At 70.5% G+C, this 25,257-nt stretch carries 24 protein-coding genes; 22 read left to right on the top strand and 2 right to left on the bottom strand.

Translation table 11 applies throughout. From position 1 onward, the window contains the following. The first annotated feature begins 120 nt into the window (after positions 1–120). The 16 genes from pgsA to AC067N_RS27110 all read left to right on the top strand — a co-directional run bounded on the left by pgsA (position 121) and on the right by AC067N_RS27110 (position 17,061). Positions 121–909, top strand: a complete 789-nt coding sequence (gene pgsA, locus AC067N_RS27185; RefSeq protein ID WP_478681507.1) for a phosphatidylinositol phosphate synthase — start codon at positions 121–123, stop codon at positions 907–909. Then, positions 906–1,862: a phosphatidylinositol mannoside acyltransferase gene (locus AC067N_RS27180; RefSeq protein WP_478681506.1), complete on the top strand. Its 957-nt coding sequence runs from the start codon at positions 906–908 to the stop codon at positions 1,860–1,862. Before pgsA ends, AC067N_RS27180 begins: the two co-directional genes overlap by 4 nt. After that, on the top strand, positions 1,859–3,019 hold the full coding sequence (locus AC067N_RS27175) for a glycosyltransferase family 4 protein (RefSeq protein WP_478681505.1): 1,161 nt from the start codon (positions 1,859–1,861) through the stop codon (positions 3,017–3,019). Before AC067N_RS27180 ends, AC067N_RS27175 begins: the two co-directional genes overlap by 4 nt. A 758-nt stretch (positions 3,020–3,777) precedes the next feature. Further along, positions 3,778–4,323 carry a LemA family protein gene (locus AC067N_RS27170; RefSeq protein WP_478681504.1) on the top strand — a complete coding sequence of 182 codons (546 nt, stop codon included), beginning with the start codon at positions 3,778–3,780 and terminating at the stop codon, positions 4,321–4,323. A 182-nt stretch (positions 4,324–4,505) separates the two neighbouring features. Further along, positions 4,506–5,423 (top strand): pyridoxal 5'-phosphate synthase lyase subunit PdxS, encoded by a 918-nt coding sequence (gene pdxS / locus AC067N_RS27165; protein ID WP_478681503.1) that lies wholly within the window; start codon positions 4,506–4,508, stop codon positions 5,421–5,423. Positions 5,424–5,481: 58 nt separating this feature from the next. Beyond that, positions 5,482–6,087, top strand: coding sequence for a pyridoxal 5'-phosphate synthase glutaminase subunit PdxT (pdxT, locus tag AC067N_RS27160; protein WP_478681502.1), 606 nt, complete (start codon positions 5,482–5,484; stop codon positions 6,085–6,087). Positions 6,088–6,165: 78 nt separating this feature from the next. Beyond that, positions 6,166–6,918: a YebC/PmpR family DNA-binding transcriptional regulator gene (locus AC067N_RS27155; protein ID WP_478681501.1), complete on the top strand. Its 753-nt coding sequence runs from the start codon at positions 6,166–6,168 to the stop codon at positions 6,916–6,918. 138 nt (positions 6,919–7,056) lie between these two features. Beyond that, the gene (gene ruvC / locus AC067N_RS27150; protein WP_478681500.1) at positions 7,057–7,605 is read left to right on the top strand and encodes a crossover junction endodeoxyribonuclease RuvC; all 549 of its coding nucleotides are present in this window, start codon (positions 7,057–7,059) and stop codon (positions 7,603–7,605) included. Continuing rightward, on the top strand, positions 7,602–8,207 hold the full coding sequence (gene ruvA, locus AC067N_RS27145; protein WP_478681499.1) for a Holliday junction branch migration protein RuvA: 606 nt from the start codon (positions 7,602–7,604) through the stop codon (positions 8,205–8,207). The genes ruvC and ruvA overlap by 4 nt, the downstream gene beginning before the upstream one ends. A gap of 95 nt (positions 8,208–8,302) precedes the next feature. Continuing rightward, positions 8,303–9,373 (top strand): Holliday junction branch migration DNA helicase RuvB, encoded by a 1,071-nt coding sequence (gene ruvB, locus AC067N_RS27140; protein WP_478681498.1) that lies wholly within the window; start codon positions 8,303–8,305, stop codon positions 9,371–9,373. A 174-nt stretch (positions 9,374–9,547) separates the two neighbouring features. Beyond that, on the top strand, positions 9,548–10,042 hold the full coding sequence (yajC, locus tag AC067N_RS27135; protein ID WP_478681497.1) for a preprotein translocase subunit YajC: 495 nt from the start codon (positions 9,548–9,550) through the stop codon (positions 10,040–10,042). Positions 10,043–10,176: 134 nt separating this feature from the next. Next, positions 10,177–11,961 carry a protein translocase subunit SecD gene (gene secD, locus AC067N_RS27130; protein WP_478681496.1) on the top strand — a complete coding sequence of 595 codons (1,785 nt, stop codon included), beginning with the start codon at positions 10,177–10,179 and terminating at the stop codon, positions 11,959–11,961. A gap of 1 nt (position 11,962) precedes the next feature. Beyond that, positions 11,963–13,057, top strand: coding sequence for a protein translocase subunit SecF (gene secF, locus AC067N_RS27125; protein ID WP_478681495.1), 1,095 nt, complete (start codon positions 11,963–11,965; stop codon positions 13,055–13,057). Continuing rightward, positions 13,054–13,593 (top strand): adenine phosphoribosyltransferase, encoded by a 540-nt coding sequence (locus tag AC067N_RS27120; protein ID WP_478681494.1) that lies wholly within the window; start codon positions 13,054–13,056, stop codon positions 13,591–13,593. Before secF ends, AC067N_RS27120 begins: the two co-directional genes overlap by 4 nt. A 266-nt stretch (positions 13,594–13,859) precedes the next feature. Continuing rightward, complete coding sequence (locus AC067N_RS27115; protein WP_478681493.1) at positions 13,860–14,291, top strand: hypothetical protein; 432 nt, start codon at positions 13,860–13,862, stop codon at positions 14,289–14,291. A 190-nt stretch (positions 14,292–14,481) separates the two neighbouring features. Then, a complete protein-coding gene (locus tag AC067N_RS27110) occupies positions 14,482–17,061 on the top strand; it encodes a RelA/SpoT family protein (protein ID WP_478681492.1) in 2,580 nt (859 codons plus the stop codon). An 82-nt stretch (positions 17,062–17,143) separates the two neighbouring features. Here the strand turns inward: AC067N_RS27110 and AC067N_RS27105 are convergent, their stop codons facing one another. After that, positions 17,144–18,373: a DUF349 domain-containing protein gene (locus AC067N_RS27105; RefSeq protein WP_478681491.1), complete on the bottom strand. Its 1,230-nt coding sequence runs from the start codon at positions 18,371–18,373 to the stop codon at positions 17,144–17,146. Positions 18,374–18,508: 135 nt separating this feature from the next. Then, positions 18,509–19,345, bottom strand: a complete 837-nt coding sequence (locus AC067N_RS27100; RefSeq protein WP_478681490.1) for a peptidylprolyl isomerase — start codon at positions 19,343–19,345, stop codon at positions 18,509–18,511. Positions 19,346–19,513: 168 nt separating this feature from the next. On the opposite strand from AC067N_RS27100, the gene AC067N_RS27095 reads away from it, so the two are divergent. The 6 genes from AC067N_RS27095 (at position 19,514) to AC067N_RS27070 (ending at position 25,257) form a co-directional block, all read left to right on the top strand. Next, positions 19,514–20,239, top strand: a complete 726-nt coding sequence (locus AC067N_RS27095; protein WP_478681489.1) for an MBL fold metallo-hydrolase — start codon at positions 19,514–19,516, stop codon at positions 20,237–20,239. An 11-nt stretch (positions 20,240–20,250) separates the two neighbouring features. Beyond that, positions 20,251–21,513 (top strand): histidine--tRNA ligase, encoded by a 1,263-nt coding sequence (gene hisS / locus AC067N_RS27090; protein ID WP_478681488.1) that lies wholly within the window; start codon positions 20,251–20,253, stop codon positions 21,511–21,513. A gap of 137 nt (positions 21,514–21,650) precedes the next feature. Beyond that, a complete protein-coding gene (locus tag AC067N_RS27085) occupies positions 21,651–22,298 on the top strand; it encodes a vitamin K epoxide reductase family protein (protein ID WP_478681487.1) in 648 nt (215 codons plus the stop codon). Between the two features lie 48 nt (positions 22,299–22,346). Beyond that, a complete protein-coding gene (locus tag AC067N_RS27080; RefSeq protein ID WP_478681486.1) occupies positions 22,347–23,702 on the top strand; it encodes a replication-associated recombination protein A in 1,356 nt (451 codons plus the stop codon). 304 nt (positions 23,703–24,006) lie between these two features. Continuing rightward, positions 24,007–24,621, top strand: a complete 615-nt coding sequence (rpsD, locus tag AC067N_RS27075) for a 30S ribosomal protein S4 (protein WP_055537226.1) — start codon at positions 24,007–24,009, stop codon at positions 24,619–24,621. Between the two features lie 189 nt (positions 24,622–24,810). Beyond that, positions 24,811–25,257, top strand: coding sequence for a DUF948 domain-containing protein (locus AC067N_RS27070; RefSeq protein ID WP_478681485.1), 447 nt, complete (start codon positions 24,811–24,813; stop codon positions 25,255–25,257).

The raw sequence follows: 25,257 nt of genomic DNA, 5'->3' as shown, positions 1-25,257 counted from the left end.
GTGGGGCGCGGTGGCGGCCGGCCGTGCCCCCCGCCGCGCCCCCACCGCGCCACCGGCGCGTTCCGGACAGGACACGGCAGGCCGACGCCCGACGGTCGCCCGCACACGCCCGTGGCTACGATGGGCCAGCCGACGGCCAGCAGGGGCCGCCCGGCGACACCGACCCTCGGGAAGGCCATGCTGAACAAGTACGCGCGTGCATTCTTCACGCGTGTCCTCACACCGTTCGCCGCGTTTCTGATCCGCAGGGGCGTCAGCCCCGACACGGTCACGCTCCTCGGTACCGCCGGAGTGATCGCGGGCGCGCTGGTCTTCTACCCCCGGGGCGAGTTCTTCTGGGGCACCGTCGTCATCACGCTGTTCGTGTTCTCGGACCTCGTCGACGGCAACATGGCCCGCCAGATGGGCCGTTCCAGCCGCTGGGGCGCCTTCCTGGACTCCACCCTCGACCGCGTCGCCGACGGCGCGATCTTCGGCGGCTTCGCCCTGTGGTACGCGGGCGGCGGCGACGACAACGTCCTGTGCGCGGTGTCGATCTTCTGTCTGGCGAGCGGCCAGGTGGTGTCGTACACCAAGGCCCGCGGCGAGTCGATCGGCCTGCCGGTGGCGGTCAACGGCCTGGTGGAGCGCGCCGAGCGCCTGGTGATCTCGCTGGTCGCCGCCGGGCTCTCGGGGCTGCACGCGTTCGGCGTGCCCGGCATCGACGTCCTGCTGCCGATCGCCCTGTGGATCGTCGCCGTCGGCAGCCTCGTCACGCTGATCCAGCGCGTGGTCACCGTGCGCCGCGAGTCCGCGGAGGCCGAGGCCGAGGCCGCCGCCGCGGCGCCGGGGGACACCGCGCCGGGGGACACCGCGCCGGGGGACACCGCGCCGGGGGACCCCGCGCAGAACAGCGGGGCGGCGTCGTGAGCGGTCTCCAGGAGCGCCTCGCCGACGGGCTTTACGGCCTCGGCTGGAGCACCGTGAAGAAGCTGCCGGAACCCGTCGCCGTCCGCCTCGGCACCGCCATCGCCGACACCACCTGGAGGCGGCGCGGCCCCCTCGTACGCCGCCTGGAGGCGAACTACGCGCGCGTGGTGCCCGGCGCGAGCCCCCAGCGGCTCGCGGAGCTGTCCCGCGCGGGCATGCGGTCGTACCTGCGCTACTGGATGGAGTCCTTCCGGCTGCCCGCCTGGAGCGAGGAGCGGATAAGGACCGGCGTCACCGTCGAGGACGTCGACCACCTGACCGAGGGGCTCGCCGCGGGCAGGGGCGTCGTCCTCGCCCTGCCCCACCTCGCCAACTGGGACCTCGCCGGCGCCTGGGTCACCACCGAGCTGAAGACCCCGTTCACGACGGTCGCCGAACGCCTCAAGCCCGAAAGCCTGTACGACCGCTTCGTCGCCTACCGCGAGGGACTCGGGATGGAGGTCCTGCCGCACAACGGCGGCCACGCCTTCGGCACCCTGGCCCGGCGGCTGCGCGACGGCGGCCTGGTCTGTCTGGTCGCCGACCGCGATCTGTCCGCCTCCGGAGTCGAGGTCGACTTCTTCGGCGAGCCGACCCGGATGCCCGCCGGACCGGCGCTCCTCGCGCAGCAGACCGGCGCCCTGCTGCTGCCGGTCACGCTCTGGTACGACGACTCGCCCGTCATGCGGGGGCGGGTGCATCCCCCGATCGAGGTACCCCAGTCAGGTACCCGGGCGGAGAAGACGTCTGTCATGACACAGGCGCTGGCCGATGCCTTCGCCACCGGCATCGCCGAACATCCGGAGGACTGGCACATGCTCCAGCGGTTGTGGCTCGCGGATCTCGATCCCGCGAAGGATCCTGGGAGATCCCCGCAGGGGTCCTCCCTGGATTCCGGGAAGGGACGCCCGTGAGGATCGGCATCGTCTGCCCGTACTCCTGGGACGTGCCCGGGGGAGTCCAGTTCCACATCCGCGATCTGGCCGACCACCTCATCCGCCTCGGCCACGAGGTGTCCGTCCTGGCCCCCGCCGACGACGACACGCCCCTGCCGCCGTACGTGGTCTCCGCGGGCCGCGCCGTCCCGGTGCCCTACAACGGCTCGGTGGCCCGCCTGAACTTCGGTTTCCTGTCGGCGGCCCGGGTGCGCCGCTGGCTGCACGAGGGCACGTTCGACGTCATCCACATCCACGAGCCGGCCTCCCCGTCGCTCGGCCTGCTCGCGTGCTGGGCGGCGCAGGGGCCGATCGTCGCCACGTTCCACACCTCCAACCCGCGCTCGCGGGCGATGATCGCCGCGTACCCGATCCTCCAGCCCGCCCTGGAGAAGATCAGCGCGCGCATCGCCGTGAGCGAGTACGCCCGCCGCACCCTCGTCGAGCACCTGGGCGGCGACGCGGTCGTCATCCCGAACGGCGTCGACGTCGACTTCTTCGCCCGCGCCAAGCCCGAGCCCGACTGGCAGGGCGACACGCTCGGCTTCATCGGCCGCATCGACGAGCCCCGCAAGGGTCTGCCCGTCCTGATGCGGGCCCTGCCGAAGATCCTCGCCGAGCGCCCGCGGACCCGGCTGCTGGTCGCCGGGCGAGGGGACGAGGAGGAGGCCGTGGCATCCCTGCCCGAGGAACTGCGCCCCCGTGTGGAGTTCCTCGGCATGATCAGCGACGAGGACAAGGCGCGCTTCCTGCGCAGCGTCGACGTGTACGTCGCCCCCAACACCGGCGGCGAGAGCTTCGGCATCATCCTCGTCGAGGCCATGTCGGCGGGCGCCCCGGTCCTCGCCTCCGACCTCGACGCCTTCGCCCAGGTCCTCGACCAGGGTGCCGCCGGCGAGCTCTTCGCCAACGAGGACGCCGACGCGCTCGCCACCGCCGCCGTGCGGCTCCTCGCCGATCCCGCCCGGCGCGCCGAGCTCCGCGAACGCGGCAGCGCCCACGTCCGCCGCTTCGACTGGTCGACGGTCGGCGCGGACATCCTCGGCGTCTACGAGACGGTCACCGAGGGCGCGGCCTCGGTGGCGGCGGACGAGCGGATCGGCTTGCGCGCGCGGCTGGGGCTGGCGAGGGACTGAGACCTGAGGTGGTGGGCGGGGCGCCCTGGCGGCCGAGGTGAGCGTCCCGGGCAGCCCTGCCGACCGAGGTGAGCGTCCCGGGCAGCCCTGGGGCCCCGACGCGGAGGCGGATGGCTGCCGAGGCGGCCCGGAAGGCGCCGGGGCGTGGAGGTGCCGGCGAGCGTCGGGTGGCAGGCCCAGCGCACCGGGTCCCGCCAGCGCCGGCGGCGTGCCGCACCCGCACGGCGTCCCGTCCCTTTCGGTGGGTCCCGCGTCGCCGGTTGCTCCCGCCGTTCAGCCGCCGGCCGCCGGGCCGGTCAGCGGCCCGGTCTTCCCATGGGGCCCGTGCGTCCGGAGCCTTCCGGCGCCTGCCCGGCGATGCGCGAGCGGCTACCGTGTCCCGCCCCCTCCGGCGGTCCCGCTTCTCCCGGTTGTCTCCCGCCCCCTCCGGCGGCCGTTGAGCCCACCGGCGTCCCGTCCTCCACGTCCCGCCCCCGGCGGGTCCGCGCCCCCCGGCACCTCCGGCCGCCCGGCGCTGTCTCCCCGGGCCCACCAGCGTCCCGCTCCTCACCGGGCTGCGCCCGCTCACCGCGACCCGTTTCCCGGGGCGGGTCCCGCGCCCCGGTACCTCCGGCCGCCCCCGGCGATGTCCCCCACGCCCCGGCGTCCCGCCCTGCACCGCGTCCCGCCCTCCAGCGCGTGCGGCAGGCCCCTGGCCCGGAACGCGGGCGCGGCGGCGGGTCCGGCGGCCGTGCCGGGCACCGGTAGCCTTGCGGCCCGTGACTTCGACACTCATCTGGATCGCGGTCGTCCTCTTCGCGATCGGCCTCTACCTGAGCTGGACGGCGGGGCGTCTCGACCGCCTGCACGCGCGGATCGACGCCGCCCGTGCCGCGCTCGACGCGCAACTGCTGCGCCGAGCCTCGGTCGCCCAGGAACTGGCCACCTCCGGCGTGCTGGACCCGGCCGCCTCCATCGTCCTCTACGAGGCGGCGCACGCGGCACGGCAGGCCGAGGAGGAGCAGCGCGAGGTCGCCGAGAGCGAGCTGAGCCAGGCGCTGCGCGCCGTGTTCGGCGAGGTGCAGCAGGTGGAGGCGGTGCGGGAGGCCCCCGGCGGCGAGGAGGCCGCGAACGAGCTGGCCCAGGCCGTGCGCCGCGTCCCCATGGCCCGGCGCTTCCACAACGACGCCGTGCGGGCCGCCCGTGCCCTGCGCCGCCACCGCACGGTCCGCTGGTTCCGCCTCGCCGGCCACGCGCCCTTCCCCCTGGCCTTCGAGATGGACGACGAGCCCCCGGCGGCCCTGGCCGACAGACCGACGACCTGACGGCGTTCCGCAGGGCGACCGGGTCCCCTCCGGCGGGCACGATCCGCCCGCCACCAGCCCCACGGCGGGGCCCCGAGACAAAAACGATCCACCGCCTCCCCATTGGCCCTTGCAGTGGCCTGCGCCCCTCCCGTTTCCTCGGTGATTGCAGAAACCCTCTTCCACCGAGCGAGGTCGAACCCTTGTCCAGCACGCTGCCCAACTCCGCCGCCCAGACCCCCGAGACCGGCACCGCCCGAGTGAAGCGCGGCATGGCCGAGCAGCTCAAGGGCGGCGTGATCATGGACGTCGTCACCCCGGAACAGGCGAAGATCGCCGAGGACGCGGGTGCGGTCGCGGTCATGGCCCTGGAGCGGGTCCCGGCCGACATCCGCAAGGACGGCGGTGTCGCCCGTATGTCCGACCCGGACATGATCGAGGGCATCATCGACGCCGTCTCCATCCCGGTCATGGCCAAGTCCCGTATCGGCCACTTCGTCGAGGCCCAGGTCCTGCAGTCCCTCGGCGTCGACTACATCGACGAGTCCGAGGTCCTCACCCCGGCCGACGAGGTCAACCACTCCGACAAGTGGGCCTTCACCACCCCCTTCGTCTGTGGCGCCACCAACCTCGGTGAGGCCCTGCGCCGCATCGCCGAGGGCGCGGCCATGATCCGCTCGAAGGGCGAGGCCGGCACCGGCAACGTCGTCGAGGCCGTCCGCCACCTGCGCCAGATCAAGAACGAGATCGCCAAGCTGCGCGGCTTCGACAACAACGAGCTGTACGCCGCCGCCAAGGAGCTGCGCGCCCCGTACGAGCTGGTCAAGGAGGTCGCCGAGCTGGGCAAGCTCCCGGTGGTCCTCTTCTCCGCCGGCGGTGTCGCGACCCCCGCCGACGCCGCGCTGATGCGCCAGCTGGGCGCCGAGGGCGTCTTCGTCGGCTCCGGCATCTTCAAGTCGGGCGACCCGGCCAAGCGCGCCGCCGCCATCGTGAAGGCCACCACCTTCTACGACGACCCGAAGATCATCGCGGACGCCTCCCGCAACCTGGGCGAGGCCATGGTCGGCATCAACTGCGACACCCTCCCCGAGGCCGAGCGCTACGCCAACCGCGGCTGGTAAGTCGTCCCCCTCCGTCCCCCCGGACCGGACAAGTCACCTTCCTAGGGACCCCACTCACATGACCGACGCACCTGTCATCGGCGTCCTGGCCCTCCAGGGCGACGTACGGGAGCACCTCATCGCCCTGGCCGCGGCGGACGCCGTGGCCAGGCCGGTGCGGCGCCCCGAGGAACTCGCCGAGGTGGACGGCCTCGTCATCCCCGGCGGCGAGTCCACCACCATCTCCAAACTGGCCGTCCTCTTCGGGCTCATGGAGCCCCTGCGCGCGCGTGTCCGCGCCGGACTGCCCGTGTACGGCACCTGCGCCGGACTGATCATGCTCGCCGACAAGATCCTCGACCCGCGCTCGGGCCAGGAGACCGTCGGCGGCATCGACATGATCGTGCGCCGCAACGCCTTCGGACGGCAGAACGAGTCCTTCGAGGCGGCGGTCGACGTCAAGGGCGTCGAGGGCGCCCCCGTCGAGGGAGTGTTCATCCGCGCCCCCTGGGTCGAGTCCGTCGGCGCCGAGACCGAGGTGCTCGCCGAGCACGACGGTCACATCGTCGCCGTACGCCAGGGCAACGCCCTGGCCACGTCGTTCCACCCGGAGCTGACCGGCGACCACCGGCTGCACGCGCTGTTCGTCGACATGGTGCACGCGAGCCGGGCGGCGGAGTCCTAGTAGGATCTCCGGGGGTCCCCCAGCCGTCAAACCCTGGGGGCGTTCGTACAGGATGGGTTACGCGAAGGAGACAGGCAGATGTCCGGCCACTCTAAATGGGCCACGACGAAGCACAAGAAGGCCGTGATCGACGCCAAGCGCGGCAAGCTCTTCGCGAAGCTGATCAAGAACATCGAGGTCGCGGCCCGCATGGGCGGCGCCGATCCGGACGGCAACCCGACGCTGTACGACGCCATCCAGAAGGCGAAGAAGTCGTCGGTCCCGAACAAGAACATCGACTCCGCGGTCAAGCGCGGCGCCGGCCTGGAGGCCGGTGGCGCCGACTACGAGACGATCATGTACGAGGGTTACGGCCCGAACGGTGTCGCGGTGCTCATCGAGTGCCTCACCGACAACCGCAACCGCGCCGCCTCCGACGTCCGCGTCGCCATGACCCGCAACGGCGGCTCCATGGCCGACCCGGGTTCCGTGTCGTACCTCTTCAACCGCAAGGGCGTCGTCATCGTCCCCAAGGGCGAGCTGACCGAGGACGACGTCCTCGGTGCCGTGCTCGACGCGGGTGCCGAGGAGGTCAACGACCTCGGTGAGTCCTTCGAGGTGCTCAGCGAGGCCACCGACCTGGTCGCGGTCCGCACCGCCCTCCAGGACGCCGGGATCGACTACGACTCCGCCGAGGCCAACTTCGTCCCGACCATGCAGGTCGAGCTGGACGAGGAGGGCGCCAAGAAGATCTTCAAGCTGATCGATGCCCTCGAGGACAGCGACGACGTCCAGAACGTCTTCGCCAACTTCGACGTCAGCGACGACGTGATGGCCAAGGTCGACGCGTAACCGCCGCGAGCCGGACGGACTCCTCGTCCGAGCGGACTCCCACGGGCCGACGGGACACCCCGTCGGCCCGTCGCGTTGTCGGCCGTTGTCAGTGGCACCCGATAGCCTGCACAAACAGGTGATCGATGGGAGGGGCGCGTGCGCGTACTGGGGGTGGACCCGGGGCTGACCCGCTGCGGTGTCGGGGTCGTGGAAGGCGTCGCCGGACGACCGCTGACCATGCTCGGCGTCGGTGTGGTCCGCACACCCGCGGACGCCGACCTCGGCCACCGTCTCGTCGCCGTGGAGCAGGGCATCGAGCAGTGGCTCGACGAGCACCGCCCCGAAGTCGTCGCCGTGGAACGGGTCTTCAGTCAGCACAACGTCCGCACGGTCATGGGAACCGCCCAGGCCAGCGCCGTCGCCATGCTCTGCGCCGCCCGCCGCGGCGTCCCGGTCGCCCTGCACACCCCCAGCGAGGTCAAGGCCGCCGTCACCGGCAGCGGCCGCGCCGACAAGGCCCAGGTCGGCGCCATGGTCACCCGCCTGCTGCGGCTCGACGCACCCCCGAAGCCGGCGGACGCCGCCGACGCCCTCGCCCTCGCCATCTGCCACATCTGGCGGGCCCCCGCCCAGAACCGCCTCCAGCAGGCCGTCGCCCGGCACGCAGCCCACGCACCGCACGCACGGAAAGGCCGTACGGCATGATCGCCTTCGTCAGCGGCACGGTCGCCGCACTCGCTCCCGACACCGCCGTGGTCGAGGTCGGCGGGGTGGGCATGGCCGTCCAGTGCACGCCCAACACCCTCTCCACCCTCCGCCTCGGCCAGCCGGCCAAACTCGCCACCTCCCTCGTCGTCCGCGAGGACTCCCTCACGCTGTACGGCTTCGTGGACGACGACGAGCGCCAGGTCTTCGAGCTCCTCCAGACCGCGAGCGGCGTCGGCCCCCGCCTCGCCCAGGCGATGCTGGCCGTGCACACCCCCGACGCCCTGCGCCGAGCCGTGTCGACCGGTGACGAGAAGGCGCTGATCGCCGTCCCCGGCATCGGCAAGAAGGGCGCCCAGAAACTGCTGCTTGAGCTGAAGGACCGCCTGGGCGAGCCCATCGGCGCCCCCGCGGTCGGCGCCCCGGTCACCCAGGGCTGGCGCGACCAGCTGCACGCGGCCCTGATCGGCCTCGGCTACGCGACCCGTGAGGCCGACGAGGCCGTGTCGGCCGTGGCCCCCCAGGCCGAGGCCACCCAAGGCACGCCCCAGGTGGGCCAGTTGCTGAAGGCCGCCCTCCAGACTCTCAACAGAGCCCGCTGACCGCCCCGTTGAGGCCGTGCACCGTACACGGGACCGGCCCCGACGGCTCCTTCACCACCGCCCTCCACCCGACCGCGACCCGCGAGGCACAGCAGATGAACTGGGACGACACGACCGACGCGACAGCCCCCGAGCGGCTGGTGGGTTCTGTCGCCGACCGTGAGGACCAGGCCGTCGAGGCGGCCCTGCGCCCCAAGGACCTGGACGAGTTCATCGGGCAGGAGAAGGTCCGCGAACAACTCGACCTCGTCCTGCGGGCCGCTCGCGCGCGCGGCGCGACGGCCGACCACGTCCTGCTCTCCGGTGCCCCCGGCCTCGGCAAGACCACCCTCTCCATGATCATCGCGGCGGAGATGGACGCCCCCATCCGCATCACCTCCGGCCCCGCCATCCAGCACGCCGGCGACCTGGCCGCGATCCTCTCCTCCCTCCAGGAGGGCGAGGTCCTCTTCCTCGACGAGATCCACCGCATGTCCCGCCCCGCCGAGGAGATGCTCTACATGGCGATGGAGGACTTCCGGGTCGACGTCATCGTCGGCAAGGGCCCCGGCGCCACCGCCATCCCGCTGGAACTGCCCCCCTTCACCCTGGTCGGCGCCACCACCCGCGCCGGGCTGCTGCCGCCGCCGCTGCGCGACCGCTTCGGCTTCACCGCGCACATGGAGTTCTACGAGCCCGCCGAGCTGGAACGCGTCATCCACCGCTCGGCGAACCTGCTCGACGTGGAGATCAACCCGGACGGTGCCGCCGAGATCGCCGGCCGTTCCCGGGGCACCCCGCGCATCGCCAACCGCCTGCTGCGCCGTGTCCGTGACTACGCGCAGGTCAAGGCGGACGGGATCATCACGCGCGACATCGCCGCCGCGGCCCTCGCCGTCTACGAGGTGGACGCCCGCGGCCTCGACCGCCTCGACCGCGGAGTCCTCGAAGCCCTGCTCAAGCTCTTCGGCGGCGGACCCGTCGGTCTGTCCACCCTCGCCGTCGCCGTGGGGGAGGAGCGCGAGACCGTCGAAGAGGTCGCCGAGCCCTTCCTCGTCCGCGAGGGCCTGCTCGCCCGCACACCCCGCGGACGCGTCGCCACCCCGGCCGCCTGGACCCACCTCGGCCTCACCCCGCCACGCGGCGCGACCGGCGGAAACGGACAACAGGACCTGTTCGGGGCGTGACCGTCTCGTGACGGCGCGGTACTCGCCCGGCAAGGAACCACGGTGACATGCTGTGCGTTGTTCCATCACGGTGGACTCGCTTAGACTCCGCCGATGCCGCCCCTGTCGGCGGCACACATACCCCCAACCATCAGGCCGCTCGCCATCGCGGTCGTGTGAAGGAAGTTCCGACCCGTGAGTCTCGTGACCCTCCTCCCGTTCATCGTGCTCATCGGGGCCATGATCCTGATGACCCGATCGGCCAAGAAGAAGCAGCAGCAGGCCGTCGACATGCGGAACCAGATGCAGCCCGGTTCCGGCGTCCGCACGATCGGGGGCATGTACGCGACGGTCAAGGAGGTCAACGAGGACACGGTCCTCCTCGACGCCGGGCCGGGCGTCGAGCTGCTGTTCGCGAAGAACGCCATCGGCGCCGTGCTGTCCGACGACGAGTACAACCGCATCGTCCACGGCATCGAGCACGACCTGAAGTCCGACGTCGTCCCGGACGACGCCTCCTCCCTCACCGAGACCGACGAGCCCTCCGACGACGCTTCCGCCGCTTCCGACGACAAGCCCATCGACCTCGGCAAGAAGGACGTGTCCGACGACGCGACCGACAAGACCGTCGAGGCGAAGGCCGACGAAGCAGAGCCGAAGAAGACAGACGGCGAGTCCGACGCGAAGTAGTCACGTCCCGGGAGCACGGGCGGAGAACCGCCCGCGCCCCGGGCACGTGCCGTTCTCGCCCGGATTCCCGACACCAGTCATGGCCGCCTCCGCGCTGACCCCGCGCACGGCGGCCCGAGAGGGAGTACGAGAAGGTGGCAGCACCGAAGAAGGGCCGGAGCGCCAGCACCCAGAGCAAGCCTGGGCGCGCGCTGGCCCTCATCCTGATCGCCATCGTGGCGCTCACTGGGGGAATGTTCGCCTCCGGACACACCAAGCCGCGTCTCGGCATCGACCTCGCCGGTGGTACGAGCATCACGCTGACGGCGATCAACGAGCCCGGCCAGCCCAACGCGATCAACAAGACCAACATGGACACCGCGGTCGAGATCATGAACCGCCGTGTCAACGGTCTGGGCGTCTCCGAGGCGGAGGTGCAGACACAGGGCAATGAGAACATCATTGTCAACATCCCCAAGGGCACGGACTCCGAGGAAGCCCGGGACCAGGTCGGCACCACCGCGAAGCTCTACTTCCGCCCCGTCGTGAAGGTCGAGGGCAGCGGAGCCGCGGCCCTCCCGACCACCCCGCCGAGCGGTGACGCCGGCGGCAGCGCCTCGCCGAGCCCGTCGAAGTCCGGCGACAAGAACGCGGACAAGGGCACCGACAAGGCGACGTCTCCCGAGTCCCCCAGCCCGACGGGCTCCGCGACCTCGCAGGGCCGCGCCGTCACCGACGCGCTGAAGGCCGACCCGACGCCGACCCCGAGCGGCTCCGGCTCCCCGAAGGCCTCCGACAAGGCCTCGCCGACCCCCACCCCGAGCGCCGACCAGAGCACCCAGGCGCTCGAGGCGGCCTTCGCGAAGCTCGACTGCAGCGACCCCAAGCAGCGGGCCGCCGCCGGCAAGGGCAAGAACAACGAGTCCATCGTGGCCTGTGGTGAGGAAGCCCCCAAGGTCTGGAGCAAGTTGCTGCTCGGCCCGGTGGGCGTCGACGGTACGGAGATCACCAAGGCCGAGGCGATCCTCGACACCCAGAACGCCGGCGGGTGGAAGGTCGTCATGGACTTCGACTCCAAGGGCGGCAAGAAGTTCCTCGATGTCACCACCAAGCTCGCAAGCCAGCCCTCCCCGCAGAACCAGTTCGCGATCGTCCTGGACGACGAGGTGGTCTCGCACCCCGAGGTGAAAAATCCGATCACCGGCGGCAAGGCCGAGATCTCCGGCAACTTCACCCAGGACGAGGCCCAGAACCTCGCCAACATGCTGTCGTACGGCGCGCTCCCCCTGACCTTCAAGGAGTCCAGCGTCACCACGGTGGACGCCGCGCTCGGCGGTGAGCAGCTGCAGGCGGGTCTGATCGCCGGCGCCATCGGGCTCGCCCTGGTCGTGATCTACCTGCTCATGTACTACCGCGGCCTGTCGTTCATCGCGATCCTCTCGCTGCTGGTCTCCGCCGCGCTCACCTACGTGATCATGTCGTTGCTCGGCCCGGCCATCGGCTTCGCGCTGAACCTGCCGGCCGTCTGCGGTGCCATCGTCGCTATCGGTATCACCGCGGACTCGTTCATCGTGTACTTCGAACGCGTCCGGGACGAGATTCGCGAGGGCCGTTCACTCCGCCCCGCCGTCGAGCGCGCCTGGCCGCGTGCCCGACGCACCATCCTGGTCTCCGACTTCGTGTCGTTCCTCGCCGCCGCGGTGCTCTTCGTGGTCACCGTCGGCAAGGTCCAGGGCTTCGCGTTCACGCTCGGTCTGACCACCCTGCTCGACGTCGTCGTGGTCTTCTTCTTCACCAAGCCGCTGCTGACGCTGATGGCCCGCAGGAAGTTCTTCGCAGGCGGCCATCGCTGGTCGGGCCTCGACCCGAAGAGTCTGGGTGTGCAGCCGCCGCTGCGCCGTACGCGCCGTCCCGCCCCCGCCGACCCGAAGGAGGCCTGAGATGTCGAAGCTCGGTGACCTCGGAGCACGACTCCACCGCGGCGAGGTCGGCTACGACTTCGTCGGCAACCGCAAGATCTGGTACGCGGTCTCCATCCTGATCACCATCACGGCCATCGTCGGCCTGGCGGTACGTGGTCTGAACATGGGCATCGAGTTCCAGGGCGGCGCCGTCTTCACCACCCCGAAGACCAGCGTCTCCTCCTCCCAGGCGGAGGAGGCCGCTGAGAAGGCGTCCGGCCACGACGCGATCGTGCAGGGACTCGGCACCGGCGCACTGCGCATCCAGGTCTCCGGTGTGGACACCGGCCAGGCGGACCGCATCAAGCAGGACATCGCCGAGGACCTCAAGCTCAATCCGGACAAGATCAGCGCGGAGCTGGTCGGCCCCAGCTGGGGCGACCAGATCGCCGACAAGGCCTGGCAGGGTCTCGCGATCTTCCTGGTCCTCGTGGTGATCTACCTGGCGATCGCGTTCGAGTGGCGTATGGCCGTCGCCGCGTTCGTCGCCCTGATCCACGACATCACCATCACCGTCGGCATCTACGCCCTCGTCGGCTTCGAGGTGACGCCGGGTACGGTGATCGGTCTGCTGACCATCCTCGGTTACTCGCTCTACGACACGGTCGTCGTCTTCGACAGCCTCAAGGAGCAGACGAAGGACATCGGCAAGCAGACCCGCTGGACGTACAGCGACATCGCCAACCGCTCGATCAACAGCACCCTGGTGCGGTCCATCAACACCACGGTGGTCGCGCTGCTGCCGGTCGCCGGTCTGCTCTTCATCGGTGGCGGTGTCCTCGGCGCGGGCATGCTCAACGACATCTCCCTGTCGCTGTTCGTCGGTCTCGCGGCCGGCGCGTACTCCTCGATCTTCATCGCCACGCCGCTCGTCGCCGACCTCAAGGAGCGCGAGCCGCAGATGAAGGCGCTGAAGAAGCGTGTCCTCGCCAAGCGCGCCCAGGCGGAGCAGGCGCGGGAGACCACCACCGACGGTGCCCACCAGGACGAGCACGAGGACGCGACCCCCGCCGTGGTGGGCCCCCGCTCGCAGCCCGGGACACGCAGTCGGGGCCGGGGCGGTAAGCGGCGGTGACGGACATCAAGGAGCTGCTGCTCAGCCGCATCCGGGACGTCGCCGACTACCCGGAGCCGGGTGTGATGTTCAAGGACATCACCCCGCTGCTGGCCGACCCGGCGGCGTTCACCGCGCTGACGGACGCGCTGGCGGAGCTGACCGTGCGGCACGGCGCCACCAAGATCGTCGGTCTGGAGGCCCGCGGCTTCATCCTGGGCGCCCCCGCCGCCGTCCGGGCAGGCGTCGGCTTCATCCCCGTACGCAAGGCGGGCAAGCTCCCCGGAGCCACGCTCAGCCAGGCGTACGACCTGGAGTACGGCTCCGCCGAGATCGAGGTGCACGCCGAGGACCTCGTCGCGGGCGACCGCGTCATGGTCATCGACGACGTCCTCGCCACCGGCGGCACCGCCGAGGCGTCCCTTCAGCTGATACGCCGTGCCGGCGCCGACGTGGCGGGTGTCGTGGTGCTGATGGAGCTGGCCTTCCTGGCCGGACGGCAGCGCCTGGAGTCGGCGCTCGGCGGAGCGCCCCTGGAGGCGCTGATCACCGTCTGAGACGGTTCGCGCGATCACATGAACGGGCGCCCGGGGGATTCGTCCCCGGGGCGCCCGTTCCGCGTGTCCGCGTGTTTGCTGATCGGGCGCTCGGGCGCTCGGGCGTCCGGGTGTTCGGCCGTTCGGCCGTTCGCCATACGGAACTCTGCAACGCGGCACATCGTGGCGAAAGCTCAGATCTTGCTCAATGAGGTTGGCTTTGCATGATCGCTCCTGCCAAGATCGATGCTGAACTCCCCGTAAGGGGAGGAAACGGGAGGAAAAGTATGACCATCACGCGCAAGTTCGCGTCCGGCGCCATCGCCGTGGCGTCCGTCGCGGCCATGTCCGCCGCTGCCGCCCCGGCCGGCGCCGCACCCAAGGTCGCCGACACCGCCACCACCGTGACCCTCAAGGCGAACCCCTGCAACAGCTGGAAGAACGCCGTCGGCATCCCGGGCAGGTGGAGCAAGTCCAAGTACGGCTGCGCCATCCTGGGCCGTCCCGGTCTGAAGGTCACCTACCGCTGGGCCGCCGAGCGGGGGAGGCCCTGCATCAAGGTGAAGGGCTTCGTCAAGGGCGGCCCGAAGGGCTTCAAGACCAAGTGGTACAACGCCGGTTGCGGCAAGTCCGGCATCATCAAGAACGTCCCCTGGGGCAATGTCGCGGCGGACCGTGAGATCCAGATCAAGGGTGCCTCGCTGCTCAAGTGGCGCTGACGCCTGACGTGCGGTAACTGACCACTACACGCACCCCGAGGCGGGCCCGGAGGAATCCGGCGCCCGCCTCTCGTGTTTCACCGGTAGACGGCCCTCACAGTGGCCTGAAGGCGATCCGGGGGCGCGGGATCGCTACCATGGGTGCTCCGGAGCCTGACCGGGGGACCCGGATCGCGCACGAGGAGCTCTCTTGGCAGACGAGGCCCAGCACCTGACCGCCGCCAAGCCCGAGTCAGCCTCGGGCCCCGCGGGCAAGCCCGCGCAGGACGACTCCAAGGCGATGAACCCCGCGCAGGGCTCGGTCGAGCACGCCCAGGCCGCACCCGCCGACAGGGCCGCCGAGCCGTCGCGCCCCAAGCCCGCCCCCGCCGCCGACTCCGGCCGCACCGGGGGAGACCCGGCGCCCGAGCGCCCCGCGCCCGCCCCGGCGGCGCCCCCGGCCCGCTCCGCGCCCCCCGGCCAGCCCGCCCGCTCCGGCTCCTCCAACCGCGTCCGCGCCCGGCTCGCCAGGCTCGGCGTGCAGCGCTCCAACCCCTACAACCCGGTCCTGGAGCCGCTGCTGCGGATCGTGCGCAGCAACGACCCGAAGATCGAGACGTCGACGCTCCGCCAGATCGAGAAGGCCTACCAGGTCGCCGAGCGCTGGCACCGGGGCCAGAAGCGCAAGAGCGGCGATCCGTACATCACCCACCCCCTCGCCGTGACCACGATCCTCGCCGAGCTCGGCATGGATCCGGCCACCTTGATGGCGGGTCTGCTGCACGACACGGTCGAGGACACCGAGTACGGCCTCGACCAGCTCCGCCGCGACTTCGGTGACTCCGTCGCCCTCCTCGTCGACGGCGTCACCAAGCTGGACAAGGTCAAGTTCGGCGAGGCCGCGCAGGCCGAGACCGTGCGCAAGATGGTCGTCGCCATGGCCAAGGACCCCCGTGTCCTGGTCATCAAGCTCGCCGACCGCCTGCACAACATGCGCACCATGCGCTATCTCAAGCGCGAGAAGCAGGAGAAGAAGGCGCGCGAGACCCTGGAGATCTACGCGCCGCTCGCCCACCGCCTGGGCATGAACACCATCAAGTGGGAGCTGGAGGACCTCGCCTTCGCGATCCTCTACCCCAAGATGTACGACGAGATCGTCCGCCTCGTCGCCGAGCGTGCCCCCAAGCGCGACGAGTACCTCGCCATAGTGACCGACGAGGTGCAACAGGACCTGCGCGCGGCCCGCATCAAGGCGACCGTCACCGGCCGCCCGAAGCACTACTACAGCGTCTACCAGAAGATGATCGTCCGTGGCCGTGACTTCGCGGAGATCTACGACCTGGTCGGCATCCGCGTCCTGGTGGACACCGTCCGCGACTGCTACGCGGCCCTGGGCACCGTCCACGCCCGCTGGAACCCGGTTCCGGGGCGGTTCAAGGACTACATCGCGATGCCCAAGTTCAACATGTACCAGTCGCTGCACACGACGGTCATCGGACCCAACGGCAAGCCCGTCGAACTCCAGATCCGCACGTTCGACATGCACCGCCGCGCCGAGTACGGCATCGCCGCGCACTGGAAGTACAAGCAGGAGGCCGTCGCCGGCGCCTCCAAGGTGCGCACGGACGCGCCCCGGACCTCCGGCAAGGACGACCACCTCAACGACATGGCGTGGCTGCGCCAGCTGCTGGACTGGCAGAAGGAGACCGAGGACCCCGGCGAGTTCCTGGAGTCCCTGCGCTTCGACCTGTCCCGCAACGAGGTCTTCGTCTTCACCCCGAAGGGCGACGTCATAGCGCTGCCGGCCAGCGCCACCCCCGTCGACTTCGCGTACGCGGTGCACACCGAGGTCGGCCACCGCACCATAGGCGCCAGGGTCAACGGACGCCTGGTTCCCCTGGAGTCCACCCTCGACAACGGCGACCTGGTGGAGGTCTTCACCTCCAAGGCCGCCGGTGCGGGCCCCTCCCGCGACTGGCTCGGCTTCGTGAAGTCGCCGCGCGCCCGCAACAAGATCCGCGCCTGGTTCTCCAAGGAGCGGCGCGACGAGGCCATCGAGCAGGGCAAGGACGCCATCGTCCGCGCCATGCGCAAACAGAACCTGCCGATCCAGCGCATCCTCACCGGCGACTCCCTGGTCACCCTCGCGCACGAGATGCGCTACCCGGACATCTCCGCGCTGTACGCCGCCATAGGCGAGGGCCATGTCTCCGCGCAGAGCGTCGTGCAGAAGCTCGTCCAGGCCCTCGGCGGCGAGGAGGCGGCCACCGAGGAGATCGACGAGTCGGTACCGCCCACCCGCAGCCGCCGCAAGCGGCGCGGCAGCAACGACCCCGGTGTCGTCGTCAAGGGCGTCGACGACGTCTGGGTCAAACTGGCCCGCTGCTGCACGCCAGTCCCCGGCGACCCCATCATCGGCTTCGTCACCCGGGGCAGCGGCGTATCGGTCCACCGCAACGACTGCGTCAACGTCGAGTCGCTGTCCCGTGAACCCGAGCGCATCCTCGAGGTCGAATGGGCGCCCACCCAGTCCTCGGTCTTCCTCGTCGCCATACAGGTCGAGGCACTGGACCGCTCCCGGCTGCTGTCGGACGTCACCCGCGTCCTGTCCGACCAGCACGTCAACATCCTCTCGGCCGCCGTGCAGACCTCCCGCGACCGCGTCGCCACCTCCCGCTTCACCTTCGAGATGGGCGACCCGAAGCACCTGGGCCACGTCCTGAAGGCCGTAAGGGGAGTGGAGGGCGTCTACGACGTGTACCGGGTGACGTCGGCGCGCAGGCCCGGCTGACCCGAGCAGACCGGAAACGAGTGAGGGGCTCCCGTACGGTCCGTACGGGAGCCCCTCACTCGTCGTTGAGCACGCGGCGTCGTCAGCCGCCGAACTCCTGGAGACCCTTCAGCGCCTGGTCCAGCAGCGCCTGGCGGCCCTCCAGCTCACGCTGGAGCTTGTCGGCCTTGGCGTTGTTGCCCTGGGCGCGGGCCTGCTCGATCTGGCCCTTCAGCTTGTCCACGGCCGCCTGGAGCTGGCCCGTGAGACCGGCGGCACGGGCACGGGCCTCCGGGTTCGTCCGGCGCCACTCGGCTTCCTCGGCCTCCTGGATGGCCCGCTCGACCGCCTGCATCCGGCCCTCGACCTTCGGCCGGGCGTCGCGCGGCACATGGCCGATGGCCTCCCACCGCTCGTTGAGGGAGCGGAAGGCCGCACGCGCCGCCTTCAGGTCCGTCACCGGAAGGATCTTCTCCGCCTCGCCGGCCAGCTCCTCCTTGAGCTTGAGGTTCTCCGACTGCTCGGCGTCACGCTCGGCGAACACCGAGCTGCGGGCGGCGAAGAACACGTCCTGGGCGCCGCGGAAGCGGTTCCACAGGTCGTCCTCGTGCTCGCGCTGGGCGCGGCCCGCGGCCTTCCAGTCGGCCATCAGCTCGCGGTAGCGCGCGGCCGTAGGGCCCCAGTCCGTCGAGTTCGACAGGGCCTCGGCCTCGGCGACCAGCCTCTCCTTCGTCTTGCGGGCCTCCTCGCGCTGCGCGTCGAGCTGCGCGAAGTGGGCCTTGCGGCGCTTGGAGAACGCCGAGCGGGCGTGCGAGAAGCGGTGCCAGAGCTCGTCGTCGGACTTCCGGTCCAGCCGCGGCAGGCCCTTCCAGGTGTCCACCAGGGCGCGCAGCCGCTCACCGGCAGCCCGCCACTGGTCCGACTGCGCCAGCTCCTCCGCCTCGGCGACCAGCGCCTCCTTGGCGTGCCGGGCCTCGTCGGACTGCTTCGCCCGCTGCTGCTTGCGCTCCTCACGGCGCGCCTCGACGGTCTCGACGAGCTTGTCCAGCCGCACCTTGAGCGCGTCCAGGTCACCGACCGCGTGATGCGCGTCCACCTGCTCGCGAATGTGGTCGATCGCGGCCTGGGCGTCCTTCGCCGACAGGTCGGTGGTCTTCACCCGCTTCTCGAGGAGGCCGATTTCGACGACCAGGCCCTCGTACTTGCGCTCGAAGTAGGCCAGCGCCTCCTCGGGGGAGCCGGCCTGCCAGGAACCGACGACCTGCTCGCCGTCGGCCGTACGCACGTACACGGTCCCCGTCTCGTCGACGCGGCCCCACGGGTCGCTGCTCACAGCGCCTCCTCCACATGATGCCTGCGGGGGGCCTCAGCTCCCCCGGGCATCGTCCACAGTTTCGTCACCGCCAACATAGGCGACCAGCGGGTTGCCTGTCCGCATCCCGCGCGACCGAAATTTCGCTGTTGGCGGTCAGGACTTCTTGACAGTCGCCTTGTTGATCACCACGGTCGCGTTGGGCGTCCCGTCACCCATACCGGTGTTCTCACCCGCGTCGGCGATCTTCTTCAGGACCTTCATGCCGTCCTTGGAGACCGTGCCGAACGGTGTGTAGTTCGCCGGCAGCGGGCTGTCCTGGTAGACCAGGAAGAACTGGCTGCCGCCGCTGTTCTTGCCCTCACCCGTCTGCGCGTTGAACTGGTTCGCCATGGCGACCGTGCCCGCCGGGTACACATCGCCCTTCAGACGCGAGTCCTTCAGGTTCTCGTCCGGGATCGTGTAGCCGGGACCGCCCATGCCGGTGCCCTTCGGGTCACCGCACTGGAGCACGTAGATGCCCTGCGTGGTGAGACGGTGGCACTTGGTGTGGTCCAGGTAGCCCTTGTTCACCAGGAAGTCGAACGAGTTGACGGTGTGCGGGGCCTTCGCCGCGTCCAACGCTATGCCGATGTCCCCGCAGGTCGTCTGCAGGTCCATCGTGTACTTCGCGGTCTTGTCGACGGTGAGCGCGGGCTCCTTCTTGAAGGTGAGTTCCTTCACCTTGCCCGCGGCCGGCTTCTCGCACGGATCCGGCGCCTTGCTGGGCGACGCGCTCGGCGACACCTCCGCGCTCGCGTTGTCCTTCTTGTCGTCGCCCTTGAGGACGTCGGTCGTGTACAGCGCCACGCTGCCCACCAGGATCACGCCGAGGACCGAGGCGATCACGGCGTTGCGGACATGTGCCTTGCGCCGTGCCTGGGTGCGTCGCTGCTGCTGCCGCAAGAACTTCTCCCGGGCGAGCTGACGCCGCCGCTGCTCCTGGCTGACCACCGGGTTCTCTCCTCATGCGTCTCGTACGTCGACGGGTGCGCCGCGCGTCTCGTGAGTCGACTGTTCGTGTGTGACCCGTACCGTATATGGGTTCGCTGAGGAAACGGCAGCGCCGGTAGGCTCTGATCCACAGCAACCCACCCCTCGTACGACACAAGAAGGACGATCGTGCTCATTGCCGGGTTCCCCGCCGGGGCCTGGGGGACCAACTGTTACCTGGTCGCCCCCGCCGCCGGTGAGGAGTGCGTGATCATCGACCCGGGCCACCAGGCCACCCAGGGAGTCGAGGAGACGCTGAAGAAGCATCGGCTCAAGCCCGTCGCCGTCGTCCTCACCCACGGCCACCTCGACCACGTGGCCTCGGTCGTCCCGGTGTGCGGCGCGCACGACGTACCGGCGTGGATCCACCCCGAGGACCGGTACATGATGAGCGACCCCGAGAAGGCGCTCGGCCGCTCCATCGGCATGCCGCTCATGGGCGAGCTGACCGTCGGCGAGCCCGGCGACGTCAAGGAGCTGACCGACGGCTCGAAGCTGGAGCTGGCCGGTCTGGAACTGTCCGTCGCGCACGCGCCCGGCCATACCAAGGGGTCGGTGACCTTCCGGATGCCCGAGACCACGGAGATCCCCTCCGTGTTCTTCTCCGGGGATCTGCTCTTCGCCGGCTCCATCGGACGCACCGACCTGCCCGGCGGTGACATGGCCGAGATGCTCGACTCGCTGGCCCGCGTGTGCCTGCCGCTCGACGACTCGACCGTGGTGCTGTCCGGCCACGGCCCCCAGACGACCATCGGCCAGGAGCGCGCCGCCAACCCGTATCTGCGGCAGTTGGTGGCCGCAGGCCGCCAAGAACGCGGTGCGGGTCCGACGACCCCTCCCCGACGAGGAATGTGACGAGAGCTTCCGTGAGTACCTTCCAGGCCCCCAAGGGCACGTACGACCTGCTGCCGCCCCGCTCCGCCCAGTTCCTCGCGGTCCGTGAGGCGATCGCCGGCCCGCTGCGCAACTCCGGGTACGGCTACGTCGAGACGCCCGGCTTCGAGAACGTGGAGCTGTTCGCCCGCGGCGTCGGAGAGTCGACCGACATCGTGACCAAGGAGATGTACGCCTTCGAGACGAAGGGCGGCGACCGGCTCGCCCTGCGCCCCGAGGGCACCGCCTCCGTCCTGCGCGCCACCCTGGAGGCGAACCTCCACCGCCAGGGCAACCTTCCCGTCAAGCTCTGGTACTCGGGTTCGTACTACCGCTACGAGCAGCCGCAGGCAGGCCGCTACCGCCACTTCTCCCAGGTCGGTGCCGAGGCCATCGGGGCCGAGGACCCGGCCCTGGACGCCGAGTTGATCATCCTGGCCGACCAGGCGTACCGCTCGCTGGGCCTGCGGAACTTCCGCATCCTGCTGAACAGTCTGGGCGACAAGGAGTGCCGTCCCGTCTACCGGGCCGCGCTCCAGGAGTTCCTGCGCGGGCTGGACCTGGACGAGGACACGCTCCGGCGCGCGGAGATCAACCCGCTCCGTGTCCTCGACGACAAGCGCGAGTCGGTACAGAAGCAGCTCGGTGACGCCCCGCTGTTGCGTGACTACCTGTGCGACGCCTGCAAGGCGTACCACGAGGAGGTGCGCGAGCTGATCACGGCGGCGGGCGTCTCCTTCGAGGACGACCCCAAACTGGTCCGCGGCCTGGACTACTACACGCGCACGACCTTCGAGTTCGTCCACGACGGACTGGGCTCCCAGTCAGCGGTGGGCGGCGGCGGCCGCTACGACGGCCTGTCCGAGATGATCGGCGGCCCCGCGCTGCCGTCCGTGGGCTGGGCCCTCGGGGTCGACCGCACGGTCCTCGCCCTGGAGGCGGAGGGCGTCGAACTCGAACTCCCCGCCTCCACCAGCGTGTTCGCCGTCCCGCTCGGCGAGGAGGCCCGCCGGGTCCTGTTCGCCAAGGTCACCGAGTTGCGCAAGGTGGGCATCGCGGCCGACTTCTCGTACGGCGGGAAGGGGCTCAAGGGCGCGATGAAGAACGCCAACCGCAGCGGCGCCCGTTACGCGATCGTCGCGGGGGAGCGGGACCTCGCCGAAGGCGTCGTGCAGCTCAAGGACATGGAGTCCGGCGAGCAGGTCGCGATCGGTGTGAACGAGATCGTGGCCGAGCTGGAAGCCCGACTGGGCTGAGTCAAGCCGATGCCGCCCCCGTCGCCCGATCAGGGAGACGGGGGCGACATTTACGTCCAGCGAACGGTGGACGCGCGAGGGTGTACGACACAATGACCGTGCCCCAAAGGCCCTTCGGAAGCTACGGATACGACGCGATGAGCAAGACGACAGTCAGGGACGTCTCCATGGAACCGGAACACGACGACCCCCCGCGCACGGTGGGCGCCAGTCGTGCCTTCGCGGTCCTTCTGCTGCTCACCGGCGCGGCCGGACTGCTCGCCGCCTGGGTCATCACGATCGACAAGTTCAAGATCCTGGAAGCCAAGGTCGCCGGCGAGACCTTCACCCCCGGGTGCAGCCTGAACCCGATCGTCTCCTGCGGCAGCGTCATGGAGAGCAAGCAGGCCTCCGTGTTCGGCTTCCCCAACCCGATGCTCGGTCTCGTCGCCTACGGCATCGTCATCTGCGTCGGCATGAGCCTGCTCGCCCGTGCCCGCTTCCCCCGCTGGTACTGGCTGACCTTCAACGCCGGCACCCTGTTCGGCGTCGTCTTCTGCACCTGGCTGCAGTTCCAGTCCCTGTACCGGATCAACGCGCTGTGCCTGTGGTGCTCGCTGGCCTGGGTCGCGACGATCATCATGTTCTGGTACGTGACCTCGTTCAACGTCCGCAACGACTTCCTGGCCGCTCCCGGCTGGCTGAAGCGGTTCCTCGCCGAGTTCACCTGGGTTCTGCCGGTCACCCACGTCGGCGTCATCGGCATGCTGATCCTGACCCGCTGGGGCGCCAACCTCTGGGCCTGACCCCGTCGCGACCGGGAGTGTCGGACCTCTGACGTAGGCTCCGGAAGTGTGGAGCCCGATCTGTTCACCGCCGCCGCCGAAGAACGCCAGGAGAAGGACCCGGCCGCCAGCCCCCTGGCCGTGCGGATGCGTCCGCGCACCCTCGACGAGGTCGTGGGCCAGCAGCATCTGCTGAAGCCCGGGTCACCGCTGCGCAGACTGGTCGGCGAGTCCGCCGGCGGCCCCGCCGGCCCCTCCTCGGTGATCCTCTGGGGACCGCCCGGCACGGGCAAGACGACCCTCGCCTACGTCGTCTCCAAAGCCACCAACAAGCGCTTCGTGGAGCTCTCCGCGATCACCGCCGGCGTCAAGGAGGTCCGCGCGGTCATCGACGGCGCCCGCCGTGCCACCGGCGGCTTCGGCAAGGAGACCGTCCTCTTCCTCGACGAGATCCACCGCTTCAGCAAGGCCCAGCAGGACTCCCTGCTCCCGGCCGTCGAGAACCGTTGGGTCACCCTGATCGCGGCGACCACGGAGAACCCGTACTTCTCGGTGATCTCCCCCCTGCTCTCCCGCTCCCTGCTCCTCACCCTGGAACCGCTCACCGACGACGACGTGCGCGGCCTCCTCCAGCGCGCCCTCACCGACGAGCGCGGCCTCAAGGGCGCCGTCACCCTCCCCGAGGACACCGAGGCCCACCTCCTGCGGATCGCCGGCGGCGACGCCCGGCGCGCACTGACCGCCCTGGAGGCCGCGGCCGGCGCCGCCCTCGACAAGGGGGAGCGGGAGATCGGCCTGACCACCCTGGAGGAGGTCGTCGACCGGGCCGCCGTCAAGTACGACCGCGACGGCGACCAGCACTACGACGTGGCCAGCGCCCTCATCAAGTCCATCCGCGGCTCCGACGTCGACGCCGCCCTGCACTACCTGGCCCGGATGATCGAGGCCGGCGAGGACCCCCGGTTCATCGCCCGCCGACTGATGATCTCCGCCAGCGAGGACATCGGCCTCGCCGACCCGAACGCGCTGCCCATAGCCGTCGCCGCGGCCCAGGCCGTCGCCATGATCGGCTTCCCGGAGGCGGCGCTCACCCTCAGCCACGCCACCATCGCCCTGGCCCTCGCCCCCAAGTCCAACGCGGCGACCACCGCGATCGGCGCCGCCATGGAGGACGTACGCAAGGGGCTGGCCGGACCGGTGCCGCCGCACCTGCGCGACGGCCACTACAAGGGCGCGGCCAAGCTCGGCCACGCCCAGGGCTATGTGTACCCGCACGACCTGCCCGAGGGGATCGCCGCCCAGCAGTACGCGCCGGACGCCCTGAAGGACCGCGCCTACTACACCCCGACCCGCCACGGGGCCGAGGCCCGGTACGCGGACGCCGTGGAGTGGACCAGGAAGCACCTGGGGCGGAAGCAGCCCTGAGGTCCCTGTAGACTTCTCCTCAGTGCTGCGTCCCGTGTCCGGCTCCGGTCGGCGCCTCAGGCGGGACGACCAGCCGGATCCTCGGATCCAGGAGCGTCGCGCACCGTCGTAGGTGTCGCGGGCAGCCCACCACCACCCGTTAGTCCCGGGACCGGTCGGTGGGCCGTTCGTGTGCTGCATGTAAGTGCCCAGACCAGGGGAGCGGCTGCCCGGCACGTCCCTCACGGGATCTGGCGGGATTCCCCGGCTGCGGATGCGACCTCCCGTAACCCTGAGGCAGCCGAATACAGGAAAAGGAAAAACAGTGGCGAACCAGTCCCGCCCCAAGGTCAAGAAGTCGCGTGCCCTCGGCATCGCGCTGACCCCGAAGGCCGTCAAGTACTTCGAGGCCCGTCCCTACCCGCCGGGCGAGCACGGCCGCGGCCGCAAGCAGAACTCGGACTACAAGGTCCGTCTGCTGGAGAAGCAGCGTCTGCGCGCGCAGTACGACGTGTCCGAGCGCCAGCTCGTCCGCGCCTACGAGCGTGCCTCCAAGGTCCAGGGCAAGACCGGTGAGGCCCTGATCATCGAGCTCGAGCGCCGTCTCGACGCGCTGGTCCTGCGTTCGGGCATCGCCCGCACGATCTACCAGGCCCGCCAGATGGTCGTCCACGGCCACATCGAGGTCAACGGCCAGAAGGTCGACAAGCCGTCGTTCCGCGTCAAGCCGGACGACGTCGTCATGGTCCGTGAGCGCAGCCGTCAGAAGCCGCTGTTCGAGATCGCCCGCGAGGGTGGCTTCGCCGCGGACGGTGAGACCCCGCGCTACCTCCAGGTGAACCTCAAGGCCCTGGCGTTCCGCCTGGACCGCGAGCCCAACCGCAAGGAAGTCCCGGTCATCTGCGACGAGCAGCTCGTCGTCGAGTACTACGCCCGTTGATCCTTCGACGGACGTAGTACGCACCACGCGTCAGCCCGTCGTCCCCCCGCCTCTTCCGGCGGGCGGGACGGCGGGCTCTCGCCTTCTGCGGTGGGCGTTAATGCGGTTCGGAGTGGCCGCCCCGGCGCGATAGGCTCGGGACACGAATTCTCGATGTTCAGGCATGTCCCAGGGAGCGGGTGGCACACAGTGTCCGGTGGAGAGGTGGCCGGGATCCTGGTGGCCGTCTTCTGGGCGATCCTGGTCTCCTTCCTCGCCGTCGCGCTGGCGAGGCTGGCCCAGACGCTCAAGGCGACCACCAAACTCGTCGCGGACGTGACCGACCAGGCCGTCCCCCTCCTCGCCGATGCCTCCACCGCCGTCCGCTCCGCGCAGACCCAGATCGACCGGGTCGACGCCATCGCGTCCGACGTCCAGGAGGTCACGTCGAACGCCTCGGCGCTCTCCACGACCGTCGCCTCCACCTTCGGCGGCCCCCTCGTCAAGGTCGCCGCCTTCGGCTACGGCGTACGCCGGGCCATCGGTGGCCGCCGCGAGGGTGAGGCGCCCGGAGACCCGCGGCGCACGGTGATCGTGGGCCGCACGGTACCGGGAGCGCGCCGGAGCAAGCGCACAGCCCGTGGAAAGAAGGACTGA

It is taken from the genome of Streptomyces sp. NPDC042364 (assembly GCF_056437585.1).
Note: the sequence above shows the minus strand (reverse complement) of the source record. Positions and strands in the feature narration are given on the sequence as shown.